Below are 24,729 nucleotides of genomic sequence, written 5' to 3'. Positions count from 1 at the left end.
GTTAAATATTTATAATTATTTAACTATAAATTAGATATAAGCAAGTACATTCATTTAATTTTTAGAACTTTCACATGACAAAAATATAAATATATGCTTAAATAACAATGTAGACAAATTATATAAATATCTTGTACTGAAAGGGGGTAAGCGATTACATTAATGCATTACTTACCTTCTTTTATTATTGTCTATTTGAAAGACATATTAAACTACTATGAATACGTGGATATTTTATATTACTAATATATAAAATGAAATACGTTATTTATAATCGAAGGAGGACCATCATCTTTGGAAATAAAGATTATTAATGAACAATCAATTGCGCTTTATTTTAAAGAAGAAATATCTGAAAGTAATTACAGAGATGTTGAATCCGTTACTAAACATATACACGCTAAAAGAATAGATGGTATCAAAGATGTGATACCGTCATATAGAGCAATTATGATAAATTTTGATAATATAAAGCTTAATTTTAAGCAATTAATAGATATATTAGATTTAAAACAGTTAAATGGTGAACATGCTAAAGATATTTCAGATAAAACGATCATACATATTCCAGTATTATATAATTTAGAAGTCGGACCTGATTTACCATATGTAGCTAAACATAACAAACTAACTACTGATGAAGTCATTCGAATCCATACTCAAAATGAATATCTCGTTTACATGTTAGGTTTTATGCCTGGTTTTCCATTTTTAGGTGGATTGGATTCTCGTTTACATACTCCACGTCGAGATGAACCTAGAGTCAAAATTGACGCAGGTTCAGTAGGAATAGCAAATAATCAAACTGGTTTATATCCTTCTGATTCACCAGGTGGTTGGCAAATTATTGGAAGAACACCATTAAAAGTATTTGATATCAACGACGATGAAATGTCTTTATATCAAGCGGGGGATTATATTAAGTTTTATTCTATTGATGAAAATACATTTAACGACATCCAAAGTGAAATAGCAGAAAATCGATTTAATAAAGAAAAGTGGGTGTTAAATCATGTCGATTAGTATTATTCAACCTGGTATGTTTACAACTGTTCAAGATGAAGGAAGATTTGGTTTTCAACACCTAGGTTTTTCAAGTGCTGGTGCTATGGATTTATATAGTTATTTAATTGGTAAGACTTTAATTGGTAATAATGGACCCAGCCTTGAATATACTATTATCGGTCCAACACTTCAATTTAATAAAGATAATACATTTATTTTGACAGGAGCACATGTAAACGCAAAATTAAATGAAGAGACAGTTGATATTAATACTGTAATTTATGCATGCAAAGGCGATATTTTGAAAGTTGGAGCAGTGACTGCAGGCGCCCGTGGTTATATTTTCTTTGGCCATCCTTTAGATATTCAACCAATAGCAGAAAGTTATTCGACACATACTAGAAGTAAAATTGGTGGTTACAAAGGGAGACCATTATCAAAAGGAGATTTGATATACTTAAAAGAAAATCCATCTTTCAAACAAAATTTGGGTAAAACAACAGTTTATAATGCTATTCCCGAAGATAATATAATACATATTATTACCGGTCCACAAATTGAAGCATTTTCAAAGGAAAGTATAAATAAGCTCGTTAATATGGAATATAAAGTTTCTGAAAAATCTGATAGAATGGGGTATCGTCTTAATGGTGAGCATATCCCTCCTAAAACTGGAGCAGATATTATTTCAGAACCTGTTGCTTTAGGAAGTATTCAAGTCCCAAATGATGGTAATCCTATTATCTTATTAAATGATAAACAAACTATAGGTGGCTATACGAAAATCGCTACAGTCACTCAACTGGATTTAAATAAAATTGCTCAATTTAAGCCGGGAGATTTAATTCGATTTAAGTGGTCAACGATTGAAGAGTCTGCAAAGGTTCAGGAACAATATCTAAATCACTTTAATCATTTAAATGCTGAAATTAACACGTCACCAACCTTTAATATGGGTGAAATGAGACCGACAGCAAAGAAATTGACTAAAATCATTACAGAGGAGAGATAGTTATGGATATTAAAAAAATAGAAGAAGTCATTAAACTTGTAAAATCAAATGATGTAAAAAAATTTAAATATAAAGATAACAAAAACAAAATCGAATTAGATTTTACTGAACAAAGTAACAATCAAAATAATAGTACTCCAGTAATACAATCTGAAGGGAATTCTCAAGACAAAAGTATTTCAGAAAATAACCCTTCAAATGATTCATCAAAAACAATTACTTCTCCTATGGTAGGAACATTCTTCTTACAAGATAGCAAGGAATTAACGGATCCTATAATTCAAGTAGGTGACAACATTAAATCTGGTGATATTATCGGATATGTTGAAGCAATGAAAGTAATGAATGAAGTGACTAGTGATATAGATGGTGAGATTACCGACATTGTTGTTGAACATGGTACAAACGTTGAATACGATCAAGTTCTAGTTAAAGTAAAATAAAGGGGGCAAAAATATGTATCGTTGTTTAGTAGCAAATAGAGGAGAAATTGCGGTACGTATCATTCGAGCGTGTCGAGAAATGGGAATAGAAACTGTTGCAGTATACGCTAAAGGTGATGAAAAAAGTCTTCATGTAAGTTTGGCTGATCAAGCAGTTTGCATTGGAGAAGCAAATCCTTTAGATAGTTATTTAAATATAGAACGTATTATTGGTGCAGCTGAAATCACAGGTTCTAATGCTATCCATCCTGGATACGGATTTCTATCGGAGAGTACAACATTTGCCCAAAAAGTTGAAGAAAATGGTATTCATTTTATTGGCCCTAACAAAAAAACAATGGAAATGATGGGTGATAAAATAACTGCTCGTCAAACCGTTCATTCAGCAGGAGTACCAGTTATTCCTGGCTCAACAGATGCAGTAAACTCTGTAGAAGAAATTAAAGAATTAGCAAAAGACATAGGATATCCTTTAGTATTAAAAGCCGCAAGTGGTGGTGGCGGTAAAGGTATTCGAATTGTTAAGGAAGAAAATCAACTTGAGAAGTCATTAAAAGAAGCTAAAAGTGAAGGTCAAAAATATTTTAATGATGATCGAGTGTATGTAGAAGCATTTATTCCTGTTGCAAAACACGTAGAGGTTCAAGTGATTGGTGACGGCAAAGAAAATTATGTTCATTTAGGTGAACGAGATTGTTCAGTCCAAAGAAAAAATCAAAAATTAATAGAAGAAGCACCATGTGCAGCATTATCTGAAGAACGACGTGAAAAAATATGTAATGATGCTGTCAAAGTTGCAAAAGCCTCTAATTATCGTAGTGCTGGTACTATTGAATTTTTAGTTACTGAAGAGGCACATTACTTTATTGAAATGAACGCAAGAATACAAGTAGAACATACTGTTACTGAAATGCGTGCAGATAGAGATTTATTACAAGCACAATTATATTTGTTATTACATAATAAATTACCTTTTAGTCAAGAAGATATTGTATTCAATGGTCATGTAATAGAGGCACGTATCAACGCTGAAAATCCAGAAAAGAAATTCCAACCTACTCCAGGTAAAGTTAAACGTCTACACTTACCTCAAGGTTTTAATATTAGAGTAGATTCGTTATTATATGCTGGTTATCAAGTATCTCCTTACTATGATTCACTAGTTGCAAAAGTTATCGTAAAAGACTCTAATAGAACTTCTGCGATTAACAAATTAAAAGTGGCACTTGACGAAATGGTAATTGATGGTTTCACTACTACGGCTGATTTTCTATATGCAGTATTAAGTTACCCACCATACGCAAAAGGAAATGCAGAAGAAGTTGATATTAAATTCCTTGAAAAACATCACATAGTTAAAGGAGTGAAATTATGATGAAAGTTGATTTAAACTGTGATCTAGGTGAAGCATTTGGTAACTATTCATTTGGAGGTGATAAAGATATCATTCCTTTAGTTACATCTGCTAATATAGCCTGTGGTTTTCATGCGGGCGATGAAAATGTAATGAATCAAACAGTAAAATTAGCTAAAAAAAATCATGTGAGTATTGGCGCTCATCCCGGACTTCCAGATTTAAAAGGGTTTGGTCGTCGAAAGATGGATATTAGTCCAACCGAAGTATATAACCTCATAGTTTATCAGTTAGGTGCTTTAGAAGGATTTTGTAAAGTACATCAAACACGAATAAATCATGTTAAACCACACGGTGCACTGTATAATATGGGTGCTAAAAATAAAGACATTGCAAAAGCAATTGCAAAAGCAGTATACGATTTTGATTCTGCTATAGTGCTTGTAGGTTTATCTAATTCATTATTAATATCTGAAGCTAAAGCAATTGGATTGAAAACAGCTTCTGAAGTGTTTGCTGATAGACGTTACGAAGATAATGGACAATTAGTTAGTCGTAAAGAACCAGACGCAGTCATTACTGATACTGATGAAGCACTAAAACAAGTTTTGAAAATGGTAACTGAAAACAAAGTGATAAGTCGCAATGGGAAAGAAATTGATTTGGAAACAGATACAATATGTGTTCACGGTGATGGTAAACATGCACTAGAATTTGTTGAACAAATAAGAAAAAAATTAACGAAAGAAGGCATTGATATTCAATCCTTATAAGGGGGTTTTCTAATGAAAGAAAGTTTAAATCAAAAACAAGATAAAGACAATTTTAAATTTACAAAAAGTCATAGACGCTTACTTTATGGATCTGTATTTTTAATGGCTACATCAGCGATTGGTCCTGCATTTTTAACTCAAACTGCTGTGTTTACGGCAGAATTTTATGCAAGTTTCGCTTTTGCAATCTTAATCTCTATATTAATTGATATTGGAGCTCAAATTAATATTTGGCGTGTATTAGTTGTAACAGGTTTACGTGGTCAAGAAGCATCAAATAAAGTGTTACCTGGATTAGGAACTTTAATTTCAATATTGATTGCTTTTGGAGGACTTGCTTTTAATATCGGAAACATAGCTGGTGCTGGTTTAGGATTGAATGCAATGTTTGGACTTGATGTTAAATGGGGAGCAGCGATTACAGCCATTTTTGCAATTTTAATATTTGTAAGTAAAAGTGGTCAAAAAATTATGGATATTGTTTCAATGATTTTAGGAGTAATAATGATATTAGTAGTAGCTTATGTCATGGTTGTATCTAACCCTCCCTATGGTGATGCACTTATCCATTCAGTTGCACCAGAACACCCCATTAAATTAATTTTACCAATTATTACTTTAGTTGGAGGAACAGTAGGTGGATACATCACATTTGCTGGCGCACATAGAATACTTGATTCTGGAATGAAAGGTAAAGAGTTTTTACCATTTGTGAATCGTTCAGCTATTGCAGGTATCTTAACTACAGGTATTATGAGAACATTATTATTCTTAGCAGTACTTGGAGTTGTAGTGACAGGTGTCACTTTAAATGCAGATAATCCGCCAGCATCAGTATTTGAACATGCTATTGGACCAATAGGAAAAAATATTTTTGGAGTTGTTATTTTCGCAGCCGCAATGTCATCAGTGATCGGTTCAGCATATACAAGTGCAACTTTCTTAAAAACATTACACAAATCATTATTTAATAAAAATAATTTGATTGTCATTGTCTTCATCGTGATTTCAACAATAATTTTCTTATTAATTGGAAAACCAATTAGTTTATTGATTATTGCTGGAGCAATAAATGGATGGATTTTACCGATTACTTTGGGTGCAATATTGATAGCGAGTAGAAAAAAATCAATTGTTGGAGATTATAAACATCCAACATGGATGCTAGTATTTGGCATTGTAGCAGTTATTGTTACAATTATAACAGGTATATTGTCTCTACAAGATTTAGCTACTTTATGGAAAGGTTAATCATAAATAAATATCTAATTTAGGATTTTAAAATTTAACTGTCGACAGTGTTTAACTGTATCGACAGTTTTTTTATTAAATCATTTACAAGATTATTTTAATAGAAAAAGTTAGTCGTGATGAACTAGAAATTATGTTAGAATAACATGTGCTAAGATTAAAGTTGAGGTGTAAATATGATTGGAATTATTGGAGCTATGGAAGAAGAAGTAGCGATTTTAAAACATAAATTAGTGAATTTAAATGAGGTTGAAGTAGCACATGTAAAATTTTATCGTGGTCAACTAAATGATAAAGATGTTGTTTTAACACAAAGTGGAATTGGAAAAGTAAATGCTGCAATATCCACAACATTGTTAATTGAAAAATTTAAACCAACATTAATTATAAATACAGGTTCTGCTGGTGCTTTAGATGACAGTTTATCAGTTGGAGACATTTTAATTAGTAATCATGTGATGTACCATGATGCAGATGCAACTGCTTTTGGATACGACATCGGTCAAATACCTCAAATGCCAGCTCAATTTGAAGCTAACCAACAATTACTCCAATTAACTGAAAAAGTTGTAAAACAGCAAAATTTAACCGCTAAAATTGGTCAAATTGTAAGTGGCGATAGCTTTATTGGTAGTAGCGAACAGCGATTAAAAATTAAACGTCAGTTTTCAGAAGCTATGGCAGTTGAAATGGAAGCAACGGCTATTGCTCAAACTTGTTATCAATTTAATTTACCTTTTATCGTCACTCGTGCTGTTTCTGATTTAGCAAATGGGAAAGCAGAAATGTCGTTTGAAGAGTTTCTTGGTAAAGCAGCTCAATCATCAAGTAACATTGTTGAACAGTTGGTTAAAGAAATATAAACAATAAATAATTTAAAGGTGAAATGAATGGGATTAATTAAAAAATATTTTATGCCTAGTGATTATGTACAATCTGTATTTCAAATTGATATTGAAAAGTTAGCAAATTCTGGTTTTAAAGGTATTATTACAGATTTAGATAATACATTAGTAGGTTGGGACGTTAAAACACCAACGAAAGAAATACAAGAATGGTTTAAAAAAGCAAATGATTTAGGATTAACGATTACAATTGTATCAAATAATAGTGAAAAACGTGTTTCCGGTTTTTCGAAAGACTTAGACGTTGATTTTATCTTTAAAGCTAGAAAACCTATGGGAAGAGCTTTTAAAAAAGCTATACAACACATGAATATTAAACCAGAAGAAACAGTCGTTATAGGTGACCAAATGCTTACAGACGTACTTGGTGGCAATAATAACGGTCTATATACTATCATGGTAGTTCCTGTCAAAAAGACAGATGGATTTTTAACTAGACTAAATAGAATAATCGAACGTCGATTATTAAACTATTTTAAAAGAAAAGGCTATATTACATGGGAGGAAAATTGATTGGATGAAACTTTAAAATGTATCGGTTGTGGCGCTCCTTTACAATCTGAAGATAAAAACGCACCTGGGTATGTGCCAGAACATAATTTATTTAGAGATGATGTTATATGCCAACGTTGTTTTAGATTAAAAAATTATAATGAAATACAAGATGTAGGAATGGATAGTGAAGATTTTTTAAATTTATTAAATGGATTATCCGATAGACAAGGGATTATCGTTAACGTAATTGATGTTTTTGACTTTGAAGGATCGTTTATTAATGCTTTAAAACGAATTGTAGGAAATAAGAAAATCATTTTGGCGGCGAATAAATTAGATCTTTTACCAAGACAAATTAACCAACGTCGTGTAAAAGAATGGTTAAAAAGAACAGCTAGAAAGTATGGATTAGAAGCTGAAGAGGTGGTATTAATATCAGCTCATAAAGGATGGGGTATTGATGCACTTTTAGAATCAATCAACCGTTTTAGAAATCATCAAGATGTTTATATCGTTGGTACTACAAATGTTGGTAAATCAACTTTAATCAATAAATTAATTGAGCAAAGTGTAGGTGAAAAAGATGTCGTTACAACATCAAGATTTCCAGGTACAACATTAGATATGATAGATATTCCTTTAGATGAGAACACATTTATGTATGACACACCTGGCATTATACAAGCGCATCAAATGACCCATTATGTTACTGAAAAAGAATTGAAAGTGATTATTCCTAGGAATGAAATTAAACAACGTGTATTTCAGTTAAATGAGGGACAAACTTTATTCTTCGGTGGATTAGCTAGGATAGATTATGTTTCTGGTGGGAAACGACCACTTGTATGTTATTTTTCTAATGATTTAAATATTCATAGAACTAAAACTGAAAAGGCAAATGATTTATGGCGAAATCAAATAGGGCATTTATTAAGTCCACCTAGTAACCCCGAAAAATTTAATATAAGTGATATGAAAGCTGTACGTCTAGAAACAGGGAAAGAAAAACGTGACATTATGATTTCTGGATTGGGCTTTATTACACTCGAAGCAGGTGCAAAAGTGATTGTTCGTGTTCCTAAAAGTGTTGATGTTGTTTTAAGACAATCTATTATGTAGGGAGGATTCATAATGAAATTTGCAGTGATAGGAGATCCGATTTCACATTCATTATCTCCAGTGATGCATAATACTAATTTTAAAGTTTTAGGTTTAAATGATACTTATGAAGCATTGCATATACCGGTTCAAGATTTCGATAATATTAAAGAAATAATAACTGAAAAAAATTTAAGTGGATTTAATATTACTATTCCTCATAAAGAACGCATTATTCCATTCTTAGATGATATTGATGAACAAGCTAAAGCTGTAGGTGCAGTGAATACTGTGAAAATAGAAGGGAATAAATGGATTGGTTATAATACTGATGGTCTTGGATACGTAAAAGGATTAAAACAAGTATATCCTGACTTATCAAATGCATATATTTTAATTCTTGGAGCTGGGGGTGCAAGCAAAGGTATTGCAACTGCACTTTCACAATGTGTACAACCTAAATTAACTATAGCGAATAGAACAATGAGTCGCTTTGATAATTGGAAATTAGATATTAATGCGATTACCCTACAACAAGCTGAACAATATCTTGATGAGTTTGATATTATTATTAATACAACATCAGCAGGATTAGATAATAATAAAGAGAGTGTAATTCGTCTCGATCAATTATCACCGAATACATTGGTAAGTGATATCATTTATATTCCCTATAAAACATCATTTTTACAACAAGCTGAAGAGAAGGGTAACCCTATTTATAATGGTCTAGATATGTTTGTATATCAAGGTGCTGAGAGCTTTAAAATATGGACTGGCAAAGATGCTGAAATTAAAGAAATGAAATTAGCAGTTTTAAATCAATTAAAAGGAGAATAATATGCTATGCTAACAGGTAAACAAAAAAGATATTTAAGAAGTTTGGCGCATAACATTGATCCAATTTTTCAAATAGGTAAAGCTGGAATTAATGATAATATGATTAGTCAAATAGATGAAACACTTGAAAATAGAGAATTAATTAAAATTCATATACTTCAAAATAATTTTGATGATAAAAACGATTTAGCCCAAACGCTAAGTCAAGCTACTAATAGTGAAGTGGTCCAAGTCATTGGATCAATGATAGTCATTTATAGAGAATCTCAAGAAAATAAGGAAATTTCATTACCATAATTCTATGAAAAAAATTGTTTTATACGGCGGACAATTTAATCCTATTCATACTGCACATATGTTAGTAGCTAATGAAGTATTTCATAAAATTAAACCGGATGTTTTCTATTTTTTACCAAGTTATATGGCTCCACTTAAAGAACATAACGATTACTTAGATGCTCATTATCGCATCAAAATGATTAATATGGTAATTGAGCAGTTAGGTTTCGGAAATATTTGTTATGCAGAATTAGAAAGAAAAGGTCAAAGTTATACGTATGATACATTAAAAGCTTTAATTGACCAAAATCCTTACGATAAGTTTTATTTTGTAATAGGATCAGACCAATATGATCAACTTGATAAATGGTATAAAATAGATGAATTAAAGCAAATGATTATCTTTATAGTAGTAAATAGAGAAAAAAATATTCAAAAGGTTGATGAAAATATGATTTCCATATCTATTCCAAGAATGGATATTAGTTCATCAATGATTAGACAACGTGTAAAAGATAAAAAAACAATTGATATTTTAGTCCCTCGAAATGTTAGTAAATATATTAGAGAGGAAGGATTCTATGAACACTAAAGAAGCAAAAAAACTTATCGAAAATAAATTGCCCGAAAAGCGTTTTAAACATTCTCTTAGAGTAGCTGACACAGCAGTTAAGCTTGCTGAAATCTATGATGGAGATAAAAGTAAAGCAGAGTTAGCAGGCATTTTACATGATTATTGTAAATATGATGATTTAGGAAAAATGTATCAAGTCGTTCGCCAACATGATTTAGATAGCAATTTGTTAAGTTATGGAAGTGAAATTCTTCATGGACCTGTATGTGCAGCATTAATGAAGGCTGATTATGGCATCGAAGATGAAGAAATATTATTAGCCATTAAATATCACACTACTGGTCGTAAAGAAATGACAAAAACTGAAAAATTGGTATTTATTGCTGACTATATAGAACCTGGTAGAAAAACTCCAGGAGTTGAAGAAATTAGAGATATGGCATACAATCAAGGTAGCTTAGATAAAACAATTTATGAAATATCAAAACGAACAGTCTTATTTTTAATTAGTAAAGATATTACTGTTTATGGTTCTACGATTGAATGTTTAAATTATTATAATTATAGTGATCAAAAGATAAAGGATGATTAAATGAATTCAGAAGAATTATTAAATATTGCTGTCACAGCGACAGAAGATAAAAAAGCAGAAGATATTGTTTCTCTTAATATGCAAGGTATTAGTGATATGACTGATTATTTTGTAGTGTGTCATGGTAATAATGAACGTCAAGTTCAATCAATTGCTAGAGCAGTAAAAGAAAAAGTGCATGAAAATAATATTGAAGTAAAGCGTATGGAAGGTTATCAAAGTGCAAGATGGGTCTTAATTGATTTAGCAGACGTAGTAGTTCATATTTTCCATAAAGATGAACGCAATTACTATAATATAGAGAAACTTTATCAAGATGCTCCAATAGAATCATATAATCAGGTAGCATATTAAAATGATGCAATACACTGAAATGAGTAAAGTTTATGATCAGCTTACTCAAGATCAACCTTATGAAGAATGGTTTAATATTGTAAAATATTATACAAGAACAATGTCTTCTAATGATTCAATAAATATTCTTGATATTGGTTGTGGCACTGGAAGTTTAACGCAATTACTTCCTTCTATTGGAACGGTTACAGGCATGGATTTAAGTACAGACATGTTATCTATTGCTGCAAATAAATCTAATCAAGTTACTTGGTTAGAAGGTGACATGACCGATTTTTCATTAAATACAACATATGATGTTGTAACAATATTTTGTGATTCCCTGAATTATTTACCTGATATTGATGATATCGTAAATACGTTTAATTGTGTATTTAATCATTTATCTCATTTAGGAATGTTTATATTCGATATTCATACGATATATAAAATGAACACAGCATTTAATAATCAATGTTATATTGATGATAATGATAATATATTTTTAGCGTGGGAAGCTATAAAGGGTGGAGAACCTTATAGTGTTTATCATGATATGAGTTTCTTTTTAAAACAGCATAATGGTAATTATCACCGTTTTAATGAATCACACTATCAAAGAACATTTGAAAAAGATTTCTATATTCGATTATTAAAACAAACTGGATTTAATCGTATTGAAACTTTTGTAGACTTTGACATCAATAATCATAATGAAAAAGGTGACAGATTGTTTTTTGTTGCTTATAAATAAAATAAAGTAAACTCATCTCCTTATACGTTTATACATATAAGGAGATGAGTTTTTGTTTAAGTATAGAAATGAAATAATTCAATTATTAACTAAGTGGAAGACTCATATCATCATTTTAATTGCAGTAGTGTTACTTTTTATAGTGATTCTCATGCTTATGAAAAATAATGAGATTTCAGAACATATGACAACATCTAATGCTAATAATAGCCAATTTAATAATAATGAAAAATATAATAAAAATAAAAATGATAATAATTTATCCACTTCTTCTAAAGAAAATTCAACTATTTATGTAGATGTCAAAGGGGCTGTTAAATTACCAGATGTTTATGAAATGAAAAAGAACGATAGAGTTAAAGATGTATTAAAAAAAGCTAAAGTTTCTGAAAACGCTGATATTACAAAAATCAATTTATCTGAAAAACTTACTGATCAAAAAATGATTTATATACCTAATAAAAATGAAACGAAAATAAATGCTACACCCACTAATCAAAGTAATTTAAATACTTCTGAAAGTATTAAAGTCAATCTTAACACAGCAAATGAAAGAGAATTGCTTAATGTTCCAGGTATAGGGCCAACTAAAGTGAAAGAGATTATTAAATACAGAGAGGAAAAGGGACAGTTTAATAATGTTGAAGACTTAAAACAAGTAAGAGGAATTGGAGGGAAAACTTTTGAGAAACTTAAAGATTACTTTACTACATAAATTAAATTGGAAGAAATTTTAATATAAATTATAATAGATATATATTTTTTTAAGGAGTTGAACTTTATGGATAGAATAAAATGGGATGAATATTTTATGGCACAAAGTCATTTGCTTGCATTACGTTCTACATGTCAACGATTATCAGTAGGCGCAACAATTGTAAAGGACAATAGAATAATTGCAGGAGGTTATAATGGCTCAGTAGCAGGAGAAGTTCACTGTATTGATGTAGGATGTTTAATAGAAGATGATCATTGTATTAGAACCATCCACGCAGAAATGAATGCATTATTACAATGCGCAAAACAAGGTGTATCGTCAGATAATGCAACGATATATGTCACACATTTTCCTTGTTTAAACTGTACTAAGTCTATTATTCAAGCAGGTATTAAAAAAATATACTATGCAAAAGATTATCATAATCATAAATATGCTATTAAATTATTAAATCAAGCAGGTATTGAGTATGAAAAAATACCATTTTCTGCTAATAAAATAGCTGAATTTTTAACTAAAGAATGTTAGTTGTTTTATATGCACTTTCTTTTTTAAGTGGTATATTATGGGTTCATCTTAAATTATTTTCAATTTTAATATTTACTATTATATTAATTATTGTGTATCGAAAGAGTATTCCTTTATACCACTATTTATTAATTCTATCCTTTTTCTTTCTAGCTTTATTTCAAGTACACCATACTTTGAAAACAAATCATTTAATACTCCAAAATTTAAAAGTCCACAGTAATATACATTCAAAAGTAACGTTTCAAAATGATATAAAACAATTCAATCAAATTATTAAAGGACAATTTCGATATAAACATAATCTTTATCACTTTACTTTTAAAAGTCCACAATTGAGAGCTAAAGATTTAAAAAATCGAGAATGTAAAATTAATGGAAATATCACAAATAGTATTCAAAATGAAGTCTATGTTTATATCAATCAAATAGATAATAAATATTGTACTAAGGTTAATCATATAAGTTTTATAGATAAACACCTAAATTATATTCAAAACAAGTTATATCATTCTTCGTTAAAATATCCAGAGAGAGTATTAGCTTTAATTACTGGGGATACTGGTGCAATTGATACAGATTACTTAGATAAAGTTAAAGCTATAGGTATTTATCATTTACTTGCTGTCAGTGGATCACATGTTGCTACCATTATTTTTATCATTCAATATAGTCTGGTCAGGTTTAATATTCCAAAATTATTTATACGAGTTTTTATTATTATAATACTAATACTATTTATTTTTTATACAAATTTTGCACCGAGTGCTTTAAGAGCAGTTTTAACCGCTATTACTTTTTTTATTATCCCTAAGGCTTTTAAAATTTCGTCTATAAGTGTATTATCTTTAGTCTTTTTATTGATGACAATTTGGAATATGAATTTTGCTTATGATATTGGATTTCAATTTTCTTTCATCATTTCTTTTTTTATACTACTTTCTAAGCCACTATTTAATAATCAATCAATTTTAAAGAATTATATTTATATAACAATTATCGCTCAATTTTCATCCATGATTATTAGTATTTACCATTTTAATCAGTTTCAATGGATTGGTTTTATTTCTAATGTAATATTTGTCCCATTATATTCTTTCATTATTTTTCCACTTTCTATTGTTTTATTTATTTTCTATCATTTCTTTAGTGACTTGCGATATATAAATATGGTTGCAAATCAATTATTTGAACTGCACGATAGAATAATGCAACCGTTCATTTTATTTAGAAATTACCAAATAAATATCGCTGATCAATCAAATTTAAGTCTACTATACTGTTTCATTTTATTAACTCTACTAACTACATTTATATGTTATAAAAATTATAGAGTATTCTTAATTATAATTATCTTATTTATAATATTTTTAAGATTCACTAATCAACCATTAGCGACGACGTTTACTGCTTTAAACGTTGGCCAAGGTGATAGTTTTCTTTTTCAAACAAAAAATAATGAAACTGTGATGGTAGATACTGGTGGTAAAGTAGTTCAAACGAAGATTAAAGATAATCATAATATTGCGAAATATCATATTATTCCTACTTTAAAATCTAGAGGAATATCAAAAATTGATCACTTAATTCTTACCCATCCACATAATGATCATATCGGCGAATTTCCTTATTTAGCACAAAATATAAGAATCAAAAATTTATATTTATATATAAAAAGTTATTCTATAGAACAAATTAAAACTATACATACAACTTGTAGTATATATCATATAAAAGTTATTGATGTTTCAGAGACTAATAAAATTCAGTTGAAAGAAGCTAAAATATCATTTTTAAATGCTTTTATTGATTCCAATGAAGACAAAAATGCACAAAGTATAATCTCATTAATAGAGTACAAAAATTACAAATTATTATTGATGGGCGACGCAATTGAAGAAAATGAAAATTTATTATTAAAGAAATATCATTTACCGTTAATTGATGTTCTAAAAGTTGGACACCATGGCAGTAAAACAAGTAGTTCAAAACATTTGTTAGAAATCATACAACCTAAAATAAGTATTATTTCAAGTGGAAAAAATAATACTTTTCATTTGCCTAATAATGAAACGATAGATAAATTAGAGAAAATTAATTCTCATATCTACAATACTCAGACTGATGGAGATATTACTTTAAATCTCGATAATCAACTTATATCATCCTTTAATAAAAGTTAATGATAGAGAATAATAATTACACAATGCTATAATAACTTAATGGTAGAATTTTGAAAGGGTGCAAGTTTACATGGCTAATAATATAATGGCTATATACGGAGAAGTGCCAGAACTAGTGGAGAAAAAAAGTAATGAAATCGTAGAAAGTTACTTAAATGAAAAAAAAGACGATTTTAACTATGTTAAATATAATCTTTATGATACAAGTTTTAATCAGATTATGGAAGAAGCATTAACGATGCCTTTTATTTCAGAGAAAAAAGCTATCGTTGTTAAAAATGCTTTTATCTTTACAGGTGAGAAAGTTTCAAAAGATATCCAACCAAACAACGAACAAGTGAACGAATTTTTAGAAAAATATGATGGAGAAAATTTTATCATTTTTGAAGTGTATCAAAATAAATTAGATGAAAGAAAGAAAATTACTAAAACTTTAAAAAAGACAAGCAAGCTAACTAAAGTTGAACAGATGTCTGAACAAGAGATTAAAAAATGGATAAAAAATAAACTTCATGAAAATTTTAAAGATATTAAACAGGATGCATTAGATTTATTTATAGAATTAACTGGTATTAACTTTAATATAGTTTCGCAAGAATTAGAAAAAATCATTTTATTCTTAGGAGAGCGACCAACTATAAATAAAAAAGATGTTGAAGAGATTATTAATAGAAGTTTAGAACAAAATGTTTTTCTTTTAACTGAATATATACAAAAAGGAGAAAAATATAAAGCCATTCAACTTATTAAAGATTTAATAGTAATGAAGGAAGAACCTATTAAACTATTAGCATTAATAACAAGTAATTATCGATTATATTATCAATGTAAAATTTTAAGTCGAAAAGGATATAGCGGACAACAAATTGCTAAAACAATTAATGTGCACCCATATCGAGTTAAATTGGCTTTAAATCAAGTAAAACATTATCAATTAACTCATTTGCTAAATATTATTGATCAATGTGCAGAAACTGATTATAAGTTAAAATCCTCATATATGGATAAACAACTGATTTTAGAATTATTTATTCTTTCTTTATAAATAAAAAAAGTTCAAGCTAATCGCTTGAACTTTTTAAATGATTATTTGCTTGAAGACATTAATTGAGATTTAATGCGGTCAGCTTTATTTGAATGAATTAAGTTACTGTGTGCAGCTTTATCAACTGATTTAATTGCGAAGTTAACTAATTCAGCTTTATTATCAGCATTATTTTCAATTGCTGATTTAGCATTTTTCACTGCAGTACGCATAGCGTTTTTTTGTGAAATATTACGTTCTTCAGCAGTTTCAGTTGTTCTTACACGTTTAATAGCAGATTTAATATTTGGCATTACTGTCACCTCCTAAAAGTGATCTAAGCATATCAAATTTTATTTTGATTACAACAAGAAATATTTTATCAAAACATGAATATTTGTGCAATCATTTATTAACATTAAACCTATTTATTTACAAAAAGAACGATATTAACTATTGGAAACCTTTATACAACACTTTATAATTGTTATGTAGTTTAAGAAAAATCTTAAAATTAAAAGTAAATAAAGAATCTTCACATGATGATTCTTTTCTCTTAAATTTGCAAATAATGATTAAAAACGATATTATGTCAAAGATGTATACACATACGGGTAAATTTACGAAAGCGAGAATGATAAGTTATGGATATGCAAGAACGCTATAACCGAAGAGACAATATAAGAAACTTTTCTATAATTGCTCATATTGATCATGGTAAATCAACGTTAGCAGATAGAATATTAGAAAATACTAAATCTGTAGAAACTAGAGAAATGCAAAATCAATTGCTTGATTCAATGGATCTTGAAAGAGAGCGCGGTATTACAATTAAATTAAATGCTGTTAGATTAAAATATGAATCTAAAGATGGACAGACTTATACGTTTCATTTGATCGATACTCCAGGGCACGTCGATTTCTCATATGAAGTTTCTCGTTCATTAGCTGCATGTGAAGGCGCTATTTTAGTAGTTGATGCTGCACAAGGCATTGAGGCTCAAACTCTTGCTAATGTTTACTTAGCACTAGATAATGATTTAGAACTCTTACCGGTAGTAAATAAAATAGATCTACCCGCAGCTGAACCAGAAAGAGTAAAACAAGAATTAGAAGACGTTATTGGTTTAGATAAAGATGAAGTTGTGTTAGCAAGTGCTAAATCAAATATTGGTATTGATGAAATCTTAGAAAAAATTGTTGAAGTTGTTCCTCCACCAGAAGGAGATCCTAGTGCACCGCTTAAAGCTCTTATTTTTGATTCAGAGTACGATCCTTATCGAGGTGTTATTTCTTCTATTCGTGTAATGGAAGGCGTTGTAAAAGCTGGAGATCGTATCAAAATGATGGCAACAGGAAAAGAGTTTGAAGTTACTGAGGTTGGGATTAATACTCCTAAACAACTACCAATTGAAGAACTTACAGTAGGCGATGTTGGATATATTATTGCAAGTATTAAAAATGTCGACGATTCACGTGTTGGGGATACTATCACTCATGTAGATAGACCAGCAGATGCTCCGTTAAAAGGGTATAAAAAGATGAATCCAATGGTTTATTGTGGATTGTTCCCAATTGATAATAAAGATTATAACGATTTAAGAGAAGCTCTTGAAAAACTTCAATTAAATGATGCATCATTAGAATTTGAACCAGAATCATCACAAGCGTTGGGATTTGGATTTAGAACAGGATTCTTAGGTATGCTACATATGGAAATTATTCAAGAGAGAATTGAACGAGAGTTTGGAATAGAATTAATTGCCACTGCACCTTCAGTTATATATAAATGCGAAATGAATGATGGTTCAGAAGTTATAGTTGATAATCCATCTCAAATGCCTGAACATGATAGAATTAAAGCGATTTATGAACCATATGTAAAAGCAACAATGATGGTTCCAAATGACTATGTAGGAGCAGTTATGGAACTGTGTCAACGTAAACGTGGCCAATTTATAAACATGGATTACTTAGATGATATCCGTGTAAATATCGTTTATGAAATTCCATTGTCAGAAGTTGTATTTGATTTCTTTGACCAATTAAAATCTAATACGAAAGGCTATGCTTCATTTGATTATGAATTTATCGAAAATAAAGAAAGTAATTTAGTTAAAATGGATATTTTATTAAATGGTGACAAAGTAGATGCACTTAGTTTTATCGTTCACAGAGATTTTGCGTATGAACGAGGTAAAGCTCTTGTTGAAAAGTTAAAAACACTTATTCCTAGACAACAATTCGAAGTTCCGGTTCAAGCTGCAATAGGTCAAAAAATCGTAGCCCGAACTAATATTAAATCTATGGGTAAAAATGTGTTATCTAAGTGTTATGGTGGAGATATCAGCCGTAAACGTAAATTACTTGAAAAACAAAAAGCTGGTAAAGCAAAAATGAAAGCTGTTGGTAACGTAGAAATACCACAAGATGCTTTCTTAGCTGTTCTTAAAATGGATGATGAATAAATTATTAATGCGAGGCTGGAACCTACAATCATGTGTTCCAACCTCGTTTGTGTTTTAAAAACTTAAAATTGAGGGTGTAACTATGTCAATAAAAAGTGCGTATATTCATATACCTTTTTGCGTTAGGATTTGTACATATTGTGATTTTAATAAGTACTTTATTAACAAACAACCAGTAGATGAATATATTTCTGCATTAATTAAAGAAATGAAAACAAGTGAAATTAGAAATCTTGAAACAATGTACGTTGGAGGAGGTACTCCTACAGCTTTAAATCTCAAGCAACTTGAAACACTTTTAAAAGCAATACAGTCAACTTTTTCAATTAAAGGTGAATATACATTTGAAGCAAACCCCGATGAATTAACTTTAGATAAAGTGAAATTACTGCACTCATATGGTGTAAATAGAATTTCTATGGGTGTACAAACATTTAAACCAGAATTACTAAAAATTCTAGGTAGAACACATAAAACTCAAGATATATATAATGCTGTAGATTATGCTAGAAAAGCAAATATTGAATCGATTAGTTTAGACCTAATGTATCATTTACCAACTCAAACATTAGACGATTTTTCAGATAGTCTTAATAGAGCAATACAAATGGATATAGATCATATTTCAAGTTATGGATTAATTTTAGAACCTAAAACTCAATTTTATAATATGTATCGAAAAGGCAAATTAAAATTGCCAAACGAAGATCTAGGAGCTGAAATGTACCAATATTTAATGAATGTTTTAGGAGAAACTTCATTTAAACAGTATGAAATCTCAAATTTCGCCAAGTCTCATCATGAATCAAGACATAATAAGACTTACTGGCTAAATGAAGAATATTATGGTTTTGGAGCAGGCGCAAGTGGATATGTAAATGGAGAACGCTATTCGAATCTCAATCCTGTTAATCATTACATCAATGCTATTAATAATCATCAACGTCCTATTTTAACTTCCAATTTCCCTACTCAATCAGAAAGAATGGAAGAAGAAATGTTTTTAGGATTAAGAATGAATAAAGGTGTCGATAAAGTTAAATTTCTTTCAAAATTTGGTACCTCAATGGATAAAGTGTTTGGTGAGACAATAAATAATCTGAAAAAGAAAAATTTACTCTATGAAAGAGATAACCATATTTCATTGACAAACAGGGGAAAAATCATTGGAAATGAAGTTTTTGAAGCATTTCTATTAAATTAATAAATTTTTTTGAAAAATAAGAGCTTTAACGTTGACTTACTTTGACCAATTTGTTAAATTATAATTAGCACTTGAGACAAAGGAGTGCTAATGAGGTGAAGACATGATTACAAATAGACAATTAAGCATTTTAAATGCAATTGTTGAAGATTATGTTGATTTAGGACAACCGATAGGTTCTAAAACCTTAATTGATAGACATAACTTAAATGTAAGCCCAGCTACTATTAGAAACGAAATGAAGTATTTGGAAGAGTTGAATTTTTTAGAAAAAATTCATTCATCTTCAGGGCGTGCACCTTCTGAACAAGGTTTTAGATTATACGTCAATCAATTGTTAAAACAAACATCTCATCAAAAACAAAATAAAGTTCAACGTTTAAATCAACTTTTGATTGAGAATCATTATGATATTTCTTCAGCCCTTAGTTATTTTGCTGATGAATTATCAATAAAATCTCAATATGCAACGTTGGTTGTTCGACCTAATCACAAAACAGATATTATAAATAATGTTCATTTGATTCGTGCAAATTCGTCTATAATTATAATGGTCATCATCTATAATTCTGGACATGTAGAACATTTACATTTAAGTGAATCAATGGAGTTTGACGATGATAGGTTAACAAGGATTTCAAATTTTTTGACTGATAATTATTATAAAAGTCAATTTGATTTTAATAAGAAGTTAAAACAATTTACAAATTCTATTGCGGAACAATCCTTTATAAATGAATTAACTATCATGCTAACTTCTCATCTCCATAAACAAAGTAATAGCATTTTTATGGGTGGAAAGGTTAAACTTATTGATGCACTGAACGAAACCAATGTTTCTTCTATTCAGCCAATCTTACAATATCTAGAATCAGAAAAAATTATCGAGTTACTAGAAAATATTTCTACTTCTGAAATTAATGTTAAAATTGGCCACGAAATAGATAAAGGGTTAAGTGATATTTCAATTATAACGAGCCAGTACCATTTTGATGATGCACTAAAAGGACAAATTGCGGTTATCGGACCAACTGCGATGCATTATCAAAATGTGATTCAATTACTTAATCAAATATGGTGAATCTAATTGTAATTATATTGGAGGGCATAAAATGACAGAAAAAGACGAATCAGTGAAAAATAACACTGAACATACTGAAGAAAATGAAACCGTTAAAAACGAAGCGTCGTCTTTAAATGATGTAGAAAATAATCCTTCTGAAGAAGAATTAAATAATGAATCTACATCTGAACATGATAATGAAGATAAAAATGATCAATCTAAAGACGAAGAGATTCAACAATTACAATTAAAAGCAAATGAAAATGAAGAAAAATATTTAAGATTATATGCTGAATTCGAAAATTATAAGCGTCGAATTCGAAATGAAAATGAAACAAATAAAAAATATCAAGCTCAACACGTGCTTACTGATATTTTACCTACTATCGATAACATTGAACGTGCACTGCAAATTGAGGGTGATGATGAATCATTTAAATCTCTCAAAAAAGGCGTTCAAATGATTCATGAAAGCTTATTAAGAGCATTAAAAGACAATGGCTTAGAAGAAATTGAATCTGAAGGTCAAGAATTCGATCCAAACTTCCATCAAGCTGTTGTTCAAGATGACAATCCTGATTTTAATTCTGGTGAAATCACTCAAGAATTACAAAAAGGGTATAAATTAAAAGATAGAGTTTTAAGACCATCTATGGTCAAAGTTAATCAATAAGATTTAAATTTGAAAAATTTTTAAAATTGGAGGAATTTTATTATGAGTAAAGTAATAGGTATTGACTTAGGTACTACAAATTCTTGCGTATCTGTATTAGAAGGAGACGAACCTAAAGTAATTCAAAATCCTGAAGGTGCTAGAACAACTCCATCAGTTGTGGCATTTAAAAATGGTGAAACTCAAGTAGGTGAAGTTGCTAAACGTCAAGCAATTACAAACCCAAATACTGTACAATCAATTAAACGTCATATGGGTACAGATTATAAAGTAGATATTGATGGCAAATCATATACACCACAAGAACTTTCAGCAATGATTTTACAAAATTTAAAAAACACTGCTGAAAGTTATTTAGGAGATAAAGTGGATAAAGCAGTAATCACTGTGCCTGCTTATTTCAATGATGCTGAACGTCAAGCTACTAAAGATGCTGGTAAAATTGCTGGTTTAGAAGTAGAACGTATCATTAACGAACCAACAGCTGCAGCATTAGCTTATGGTTTAGATAAAACTGAACAAGATCAAAAAGTCTTAGTATTTGACTTAGGTGGCGGTACTTTCGACGTTTCTATTCTTGAATTAGGCGATGGCGTATTCGAAGTATTATCAACTGCAGGGGATAACAAACTTGGAGGGGACGACTTTGACCAAGTAATCATCGACTATTTAGTATCAGAATTCAAAAAAGAAAATGGTGTTGACTTATCACAAGATAAAATGGCGTTACAACGTCTTAAAGACGCTGCAGAAAAAGCTAAAAAAGATTTATCTGGTGTATCTCAAACACAAATCTCATTACCATTCATTTCAGCTGGAGAAAATGGTCCATTACACTTAGAAATCAACTTAACTCGTTCTAAATTTGAAGAATTAGCTGATTCATTAATCAGAAGAACAATGGAACCAACTCGTCAAGCACTTAAAGATGCTGGCTTATCTACTTCTGAAATTGATGAAGTTATCCTAGTTGGTGGTTCAACTCGTATTCCTGCAGTACAAGAAGCAGTTAAAAAAGAAATTGGTAAAGAACCTCATAAAGGTGTAAACCCAGATGAAGTTGTTGCAATGGGTGCTGCTATCCAAGGTGGCGTAATTACTGGTGATGTTAAAGACGTTGTATTATTAGACGTAACTCCATTATCATTAGGTATCGAAATTATGGGTGGTCGTATGAATACGTTAATTGAACGTAATACAACAATTCCAACATCAAAATCTCAAGTATATTCAACAGCAGCTGACAATCAACCAGCAGTAGACATTCACGTATTACAAGGTGAACGTCCAATGGCTTCAGATAATAAAACATTAGGTAGATTCCAATTAACTGATATTCCACCAGCTCCACGTGGTGTACCTCAAATTGAAGTAACATTTGATATTGATAAAAATGGTATCGTAAACGTTACTGCAAAAGACTTAGGTACAAATAAAGAACAAAATATTACTATTCAATCAAGTTCTGCATTATCTGATGAAGAAATTGATCGTATGGTTAAAGATGCTGAAGAAAATGCTGAAGCAGATAAAAAACGTCGTGAAGAAGTAGACTTAAGAAACGAAGCAGATAGCTTAGTATTCCAAGTTGAAAAAACAATTAAAGACTTAGGTGAAAATATCAGTGAAGAAGACAAATCAAATGCTGAAAGCAAAAAAGATGCACTTAAATCAGCATTAGAAGGTCAAGATTTAGATGATATTAAAGCTAAAAAAGAAGAATTAGAACAAGTAATTCAAGAATTATCTGCTAAAGTATATCAACAAGCTCAACAAGCTCAACAACAAGCACAAGACAATTCACAACAATCAAATGATAGCAATGTTGAAGACGCTGAGTTCAAAGAAGTTAAAGACGACGAAGATAAAAAATAAAGCTAATCGTTTATAACGTTTACTATGTAAACATTTATAAATGTAAGCCAAAAAGTCAAAGTCAATTGAACATTGGCTTTGACTTTTTCTTTTATAATTAAGATACTTGAGTATGTGTTTAAATTATAAAAATTTAGAAAAGGAGAGATACTTGTGGCTAAAAGAGATTATTATGAAGTTCTTGGCGTAAGTAAAGATGCTTCAAAAGATGAAATTAAAAAAGCATACCGTAAATTATCAAAAAAATATCATCCGGACATCAATAAAGAAGAAGGCGCTGATGAAAAGTTCAAAGAAATTTCTGAAGCATACGAAGTTCTAAGTGATGACAATAAACGTGCAAATTATGACCAATTTGGACATAGCGGTGCCCAAGGTGGATTTGGCAGTCAAGGATTTGGTGGACAAGACTTCAGTGGCTTCGGTGGAGGCTTTGAAGACATATTTAGCTCATTCTTTGGTGGTTCACGTCAAAGAGATCCAAATGCACCTAGAAAAGGTGACGACTTACAATACACTATGACTTTAGAATTCGATGAAGCTGTTTTTGGTACTAAAAAAGAAATTTCTATTCGAAAAGATGTTACGTGTCATACATGTCATGGTGATGGCGCTAAACCAGGTACAAGTAAAAAAACATGTAGCTATTGTCATGGTTCAGGACATGTATCTGTTGAACAAAATACAATTTTAGGACGCGTAAGAACTGAACAAACTTGTCCTAAGTGTGAGGGTAGTGGTCAAGAATTTGAAGAACCATGTCCAACTTGTCATGGTAAAGGGACTGAAAATAAAACAGTAAAATTAGAAGTAACTGTACCTGAAGGTGTAGACAATGAACAACAAATCCGTCTTGCTGGTGAAGGTGCACCTGGTGAAAATGGCGGTCCACATGGTGATCTTTATGTAGTATTCCGCGTTAAACCTTCTGATAAATTTAGAAGAGATGGCGATGATTTATTCTATGAACTTAATATTAGCTTCCCACAAGCATCACTTGGCGATGAAATCAAAGTACCAACTCTAAACAGTAACGTTATGCTTACAATTCCTGCTGGTACTCAAAATGGTAAACAATTCCGTCTTAAAGAGAAAGGCGTTAAAAATGTTCATGGATATGGCCATGGTGATTTATTTGTTAATATAAAAGTTGTCACACCAAATAAACTAACTGATAGACAAAAAGAATTAATGAGAGAATTTGCGGAAATTAGTGGTGAAAATCCGGAAGAACAACCTGCTAATTTTAAAGACAAAGCTCGTAAATTCTTTAGAGGTGAATAGT

Annotated in this window: 26 protein-coding genes; 25 read left to right on the top strand and 1 reads right to left on the bottom strand. The window is 30.1% G+C overall.

Translation table 11 applies throughout. The features are described from left to right. The first annotated feature begins 294 nt into the window (after positions 1 to 294). From pxpB to holA, 19 genes are all read left to right on the top strand, one after another. Positions 295 to 1,023, top strand: a complete 729-nt coding sequence (pxpB, locus tag CD034_RS05925) for a 5-oxoprolinase subunit PxpB (protein ID WP_103288197.1) — start codon at positions 295 to 297, stop codon at positions 1,021 to 1,023. Continuing rightward, positions 1,013 to 2,017, top strand: a complete 1,005-nt coding sequence (locus tag CD034_RS05920; protein WP_002455262.1) for a 5-oxoprolinase subunit C family protein — start codon at positions 1,013 to 1,015, stop codon at positions 2,015 to 2,017. Before pxpB ends, CD034_RS05920 begins: the two co-directional genes overlap by 11 nt. A 2-nt stretch (positions 2,018 to 2,019) precedes the next feature. Continuing rightward, complete coding sequence (locus tag CD034_RS05915; RefSeq protein ID WP_103288196.1) at positions 2,020 to 2,460, top strand: acetyl-CoA carboxylase biotin carboxyl carrier protein; 441 nt, start codon at positions 2,020 to 2,022, stop codon at positions 2,458 to 2,460. A gap of 13 nt (positions 2,461 to 2,473) precedes the next feature. Next, on the top strand, positions 2,474 to 3,835 hold the full coding sequence (locus CD034_RS05910) for an acetyl-CoA carboxylase biotin carboxylase subunit (RefSeq protein ID WP_002488528.1): 1,362 nt from the start codon (positions 2,474 to 2,476) through the stop codon (positions 3,833 to 3,835). Continuing rightward, positions 3,835 to 4,587 (top strand): 5-oxoprolinase subunit PxpA, encoded by a 753-nt coding sequence (gene pxpA, locus CD034_RS05905; protein ID WP_037555992.1) that lies wholly within the window; start codon positions 3,835 to 3,837, stop codon positions 4,585 to 4,587. Before CD034_RS05910 ends, pxpA begins: the two co-directional genes overlap by 1 nt. 12 nt (positions 4,588 to 4,599) lie before the next feature. After that, positions 4,600 to 5,838, top strand: a complete 1,239-nt coding sequence (locus tag CD034_RS05900) for an NRAMP family divalent metal transporter (protein WP_002449885.1) — start codon at positions 4,600 to 4,602, stop codon at positions 5,836 to 5,838. Positions 5,839 to 6,014: 176 nt separating this feature from the next. Then, positions 6,015 to 6,701, top strand: a complete 687-nt coding sequence (locus CD034_RS05895) for a 5'-methylthioadenosine/adenosylhomocysteine nucleosidase (protein WP_002449724.1) — start codon at positions 6,015 to 6,017, stop codon at positions 6,699 to 6,701. 27 nt (positions 6,702 to 6,728) lie between these two features. Further along, positions 6,729 to 7,256, top strand: coding sequence for a YqeG family HAD IIIA-type phosphatase (locus CD034_RS05890; RefSeq protein ID WP_002449847.1), 528 nt, complete (start codon positions 6,729 to 6,731; stop codon positions 7,254 to 7,256). Then, a complete protein-coding gene (gene yqeH, locus CD034_RS05885; RefSeq protein ID WP_002449730.1) occupies positions 7,257 to 8,357 on the top strand; it encodes a ribosome biogenesis GTPase YqeH in 1,101 nt (366 codons plus the stop codon). It abuts the gene before it with no gap. A gap of 12 nt (positions 8,358 to 8,369) precedes the next feature. Further along, complete coding sequence (gene aroE / locus CD034_RS05880) at positions 8,370 to 9,176, top strand: shikimate dehydrogenase (protein WP_002488542.1); 807 nt, start codon at positions 8,370 to 8,372, stop codon at positions 9,174 to 9,176. 6 nt (positions 9,177 to 9,182) lie between these two features. Beyond that, positions 9,183 to 9,473, top strand: a complete 291-nt coding sequence (gene yhbY, locus CD034_RS05875; protein WP_002449800.1) for a ribosome assembly RNA-binding protein YhbY — start codon at positions 9,183 to 9,185, stop codon at positions 9,471 to 9,473. Positions 9,474 to 9,477: 4 nt separating this feature from the next. Further along, positions 9,478 to 10,047 carry a nicotinate-nucleotide adenylyltransferase gene (locus tag CD034_RS05870; RefSeq protein WP_002449696.1) on the top strand — a complete coding sequence of 190 codons (570 nt, stop codon included), beginning with the start codon at positions 9,478 to 9,480 and terminating at the stop codon, positions 10,045 to 10,047. Beyond that, the gene (yqeK, locus tag CD034_RS05865; RefSeq protein WP_002449864.1) at positions 10,037 to 10,621 is read left to right on the top strand and encodes a bis(5'-nucleosyl)-tetraphosphatase (symmetrical) YqeK; all 585 of its coding nucleotides are present in this window, start codon (positions 10,037 to 10,039) and stop codon (positions 10,619 to 10,621) included. Before CD034_RS05870 ends, yqeK begins: the two co-directional genes overlap by 11 nt. Next, on the top strand, positions 10,622 to 10,975 hold the full coding sequence (rsfS, locus tag CD034_RS05860) for a ribosome silencing factor (protein WP_002449779.1): 354 nt from the start codon (positions 10,622 to 10,624) through the stop codon (positions 10,973 to 10,975). A 1-nt stretch (position 10,976) separates the two neighbouring features. Next, positions 10,977 to 11,708, top strand: a complete 732-nt coding sequence (locus CD034_RS05855; protein WP_002449715.1) for a class I SAM-dependent DNA methyltransferase — start codon at positions 10,977 to 10,979, stop codon at positions 11,706 to 11,708. Positions 11,709 to 11,760: 52 nt separating this feature from the next. Beyond that, positions 11,761 to 12,423: a helix-hairpin-helix domain-containing protein gene (locus tag CD034_RS05850; protein WP_103288195.1), complete on the top strand. Its 663-nt coding sequence runs from the start codon at positions 11,761 to 11,763 to the stop codon at positions 12,421 to 12,423. A 66-nt stretch (positions 12,424 to 12,489) separates the two neighbouring features. Beyond that, entirely contained in the window at positions 12,490 to 12,954 is a 465-nt protein-coding gene (locus CD034_RS05845) for a ComE operon protein 2 (RefSeq protein WP_002449872.1), read from the top strand. A 176-nt stretch (positions 12,955 to 13,130) separates the two neighbouring features. Continuing rightward, entirely contained in the window at positions 13,131 to 15,137 is a 2,007-nt protein-coding gene (locus tag CD034_RS05840) for a DNA internalization-related competence protein ComEC/Rec2 (RefSeq protein ID WP_227967713.1), read from the top strand. A gap of 70 nt (positions 15,138 to 15,207) precedes the next feature. Next, complete coding sequence (gene holA, locus CD034_RS05835; protein ID WP_002449817.1) at positions 15,208 to 16,182, top strand: DNA polymerase III subunit delta; 975 nt, start codon at positions 15,208 to 15,210, stop codon at positions 16,180 to 16,182. A 41-nt stretch (positions 16,183 to 16,223) separates the two neighbouring features. Here holA and rpsT read toward each other — a convergent pair whose 3' ends face one another. After that, positions 16,224 to 16,475 carry a 30S ribosomal protein S20 gene (gene rpsT, locus CD034_RS05830; RefSeq protein ID WP_002449701.1) on the bottom strand — a complete coding sequence of 84 codons (252 nt, stop codon included), beginning with the start codon at positions 16,473 to 16,475 and terminating at the stop codon, positions 16,224 to 16,226. Between the two features lie 330 nt (positions 16,476 to 16,805). Between rpsT and lepA the strand changes: the two genes are divergently transcribed. The 6 genes from lepA (at position 16,806) to dnaJ (ending at position 24,728) form a co-directional block, all read left to right on the top strand. Further along, entirely contained in the window at positions 16,806 to 18,629 is a 1,824-nt protein-coding gene (gene lepA / locus CD034_RS05825; protein WP_103288194.1) for a translation elongation factor 4, read from the top strand. An 82-nt stretch (positions 18,630 to 18,711) separates the two neighbouring features. Then, on the top strand, positions 18,712 to 19,833 hold the full coding sequence (gene hemW, locus CD034_RS05820) for a radical SAM family heme chaperone HemW (protein WP_002449698.1): 1,122 nt from the start codon (positions 18,712 to 18,714) through the stop codon (positions 19,831 to 19,833). Between the two features lie 103 nt (positions 19,834 to 19,936). Then, a complete protein-coding gene (gene hrcA / locus CD034_RS05815) occupies positions 19,937 to 20,914 on the top strand; it encodes a heat-inducible transcriptional repressor HrcA (RefSeq protein WP_002455272.1) in 978 nt (325 codons plus the stop codon). A 31-nt stretch (positions 20,915 to 20,945) separates the two neighbouring features. Beyond that, a complete protein-coding gene (gene grpE, locus CD034_RS05810) occupies positions 20,946 to 21,569 on the top strand; it encodes a nucleotide exchange factor GrpE (protein WP_002449765.1) in 624 nt (207 codons plus the stop codon). A 42-nt stretch (positions 21,570 to 21,611) separates the two neighbouring features. Beyond that, entirely contained in the window at positions 21,612 to 23,444 is a 1,833-nt protein-coding gene (gene dnaK / locus CD034_RS05805; protein ID WP_002449892.1) for a molecular chaperone DnaK, read from the top strand. A gap of 153 nt (positions 23,445 to 23,597) precedes the next feature. Next, positions 23,598 to 24,728, top strand: coding sequence for a molecular chaperone DnaJ (dnaJ, locus tag CD034_RS05800; protein ID WP_002455274.1), 1,131 nt, complete (start codon positions 23,598 to 23,600; stop codon positions 24,726 to 24,728). Position 24,729: the final 1 nt, after the last annotated feature.

The sequence above is a fragment of the Staphylococcus hominis subsp. hominis genome (assembly GCF_002901845.1).
In the GTDB taxonomy this organism is placed as follows: domain Bacteria; phylum Bacillota; class Bacilli; order Staphylococcales; family Staphylococcaceae; genus Staphylococcus; species Staphylococcus hominis.
This window is presented reverse-complemented; position numbering and strand designations above follow the sequence as displayed.

Excerpts from the sequence above, each read along its gene's own strand:
- CD034_RS05920 (WP_002455262.1), top strand. The coding sequence starts at position 1,013 with ATGTCGATTAGTATTATTCAACCTGGTATGTTTACAACTGTTCAAGAT.
- CD034_RS05915 (WP_103288196.1), top strand. The coding sequence starts at position 2,020 with ATGGATATTAAAAAAATAGAAGAAGTCATTAAACTTGTAAAATCAAAT.
- CD034_RS05910 (WP_002488528.1), top strand. The coding sequence starts at position 2,474 with ATGTATCGTTGTTTAGTAGCAAATAGAGGAGAAATTGCGGTACGTATC.
- pxpA (WP_037555992.1), top strand. The coding sequence starts at position 3,835 with ATGAAAGTTGATTTAAACTGTGATCTAGGTGAAGCATTTGGTAACTAT.
- CD034_RS05900 (WP_002449885.1), top strand. The coding sequence starts at position 4,600 with ATGAAAGAAAGTTTAAATCAAAAACAAGATAAAGACAATTTTAAATTT.
- CD034_RS05895 (WP_002449724.1), top strand. The coding sequence starts at position 6,015 with ATGATTGGAATTATTGGAGCTATGGAAGAAGAAGTAGCGATTTTAAAA.
- CD034_RS05890 (WP_002449847.1), top strand. The coding sequence starts at position 6,729 with ATGGGATTAATTAAAAAATATTTTATGCCTAGTGATTATGTACAATCT.
- aroE (WP_002488542.1), top strand. The coding sequence starts at position 8,370 with ATGAAATTTGCAGTGATAGGAGATCCGATTTCACATTCATTATCTCCA.
- yhbY (WP_002449800.1), top strand. The coding sequence starts at position 9,183 with ATGCTAACAGGTAAACAAAAAAGATATTTAAGAAGTTTGGCGCATAAC.
- CD034_RS05870 (WP_002449696.1), top strand. The coding sequence starts at position 9,478 with ATGAAAAAAATTGTTTTATACGGCGGACAATTTAATCCTATTCATACT.
- yqeK (WP_002449864.1), top strand. The coding sequence starts at position 10,037 with ATGAACACTAAAGAAGCAAAAAAACTTATCGAAAATAAATTGCCCGAA.
- rsfS (WP_002449779.1), top strand. The coding sequence starts at position 10,622 with ATGAATTCAGAAGAATTATTAAATATTGCTGTCACAGCGACAGAAGAT.
- CD034_RS05855 (WP_002449715.1), top strand. The coding sequence starts at position 10,977 with ATGATGCAATACACTGAAATGAGTAAAGTTTATGATCAGCTTACTCAA.
- CD034_RS05845 (WP_002449872.1), top strand. The coding sequence starts at position 12,490 with ATGGATAGAATAAAATGGGATGAATATTTTATGGCACAAAGTCATTTG.
- holA (WP_002449817.1), top strand. The coding sequence starts at position 15,208 with ATGGCTAATAATATAATGGCTATATACGGAGAAGTGCCAGAACTAGTG.
- rpsT (WP_002449701.1), bottom strand. The coding sequence starts at position 16,475 with ATGCCAAATATTAAATCTGCTATTAAACGTGTAAGAACAACTGAAACT.
- lepA (WP_103288194.1), top strand. The coding sequence starts at position 16,806 with ATGGATATGCAAGAACGCTATAACCGAAGAGACAATATAAGAAACTTT.
- hemW (WP_002449698.1), top strand. The coding sequence starts at position 18,712 with ATGTCAATAAAAAGTGCGTATATTCATATACCTTTTTGCGTTAGGATT.
- hrcA (WP_002455272.1), top strand. The coding sequence starts at position 19,937 with ATGATTACAAATAGACAATTAAGCATTTTAAATGCAATTGTTGAAGAT.
- grpE (WP_002449765.1), top strand. The coding sequence starts at position 20,946 with ATGACAGAAAAAGACGAATCAGTGAAAAATAACACTGAACATACTGAA.
- dnaK (WP_002449892.1), top strand. The coding sequence starts at position 21,612 with ATGAGTAAAGTAATAGGTATTGACTTAGGTACTACAAATTCTTGCGTA.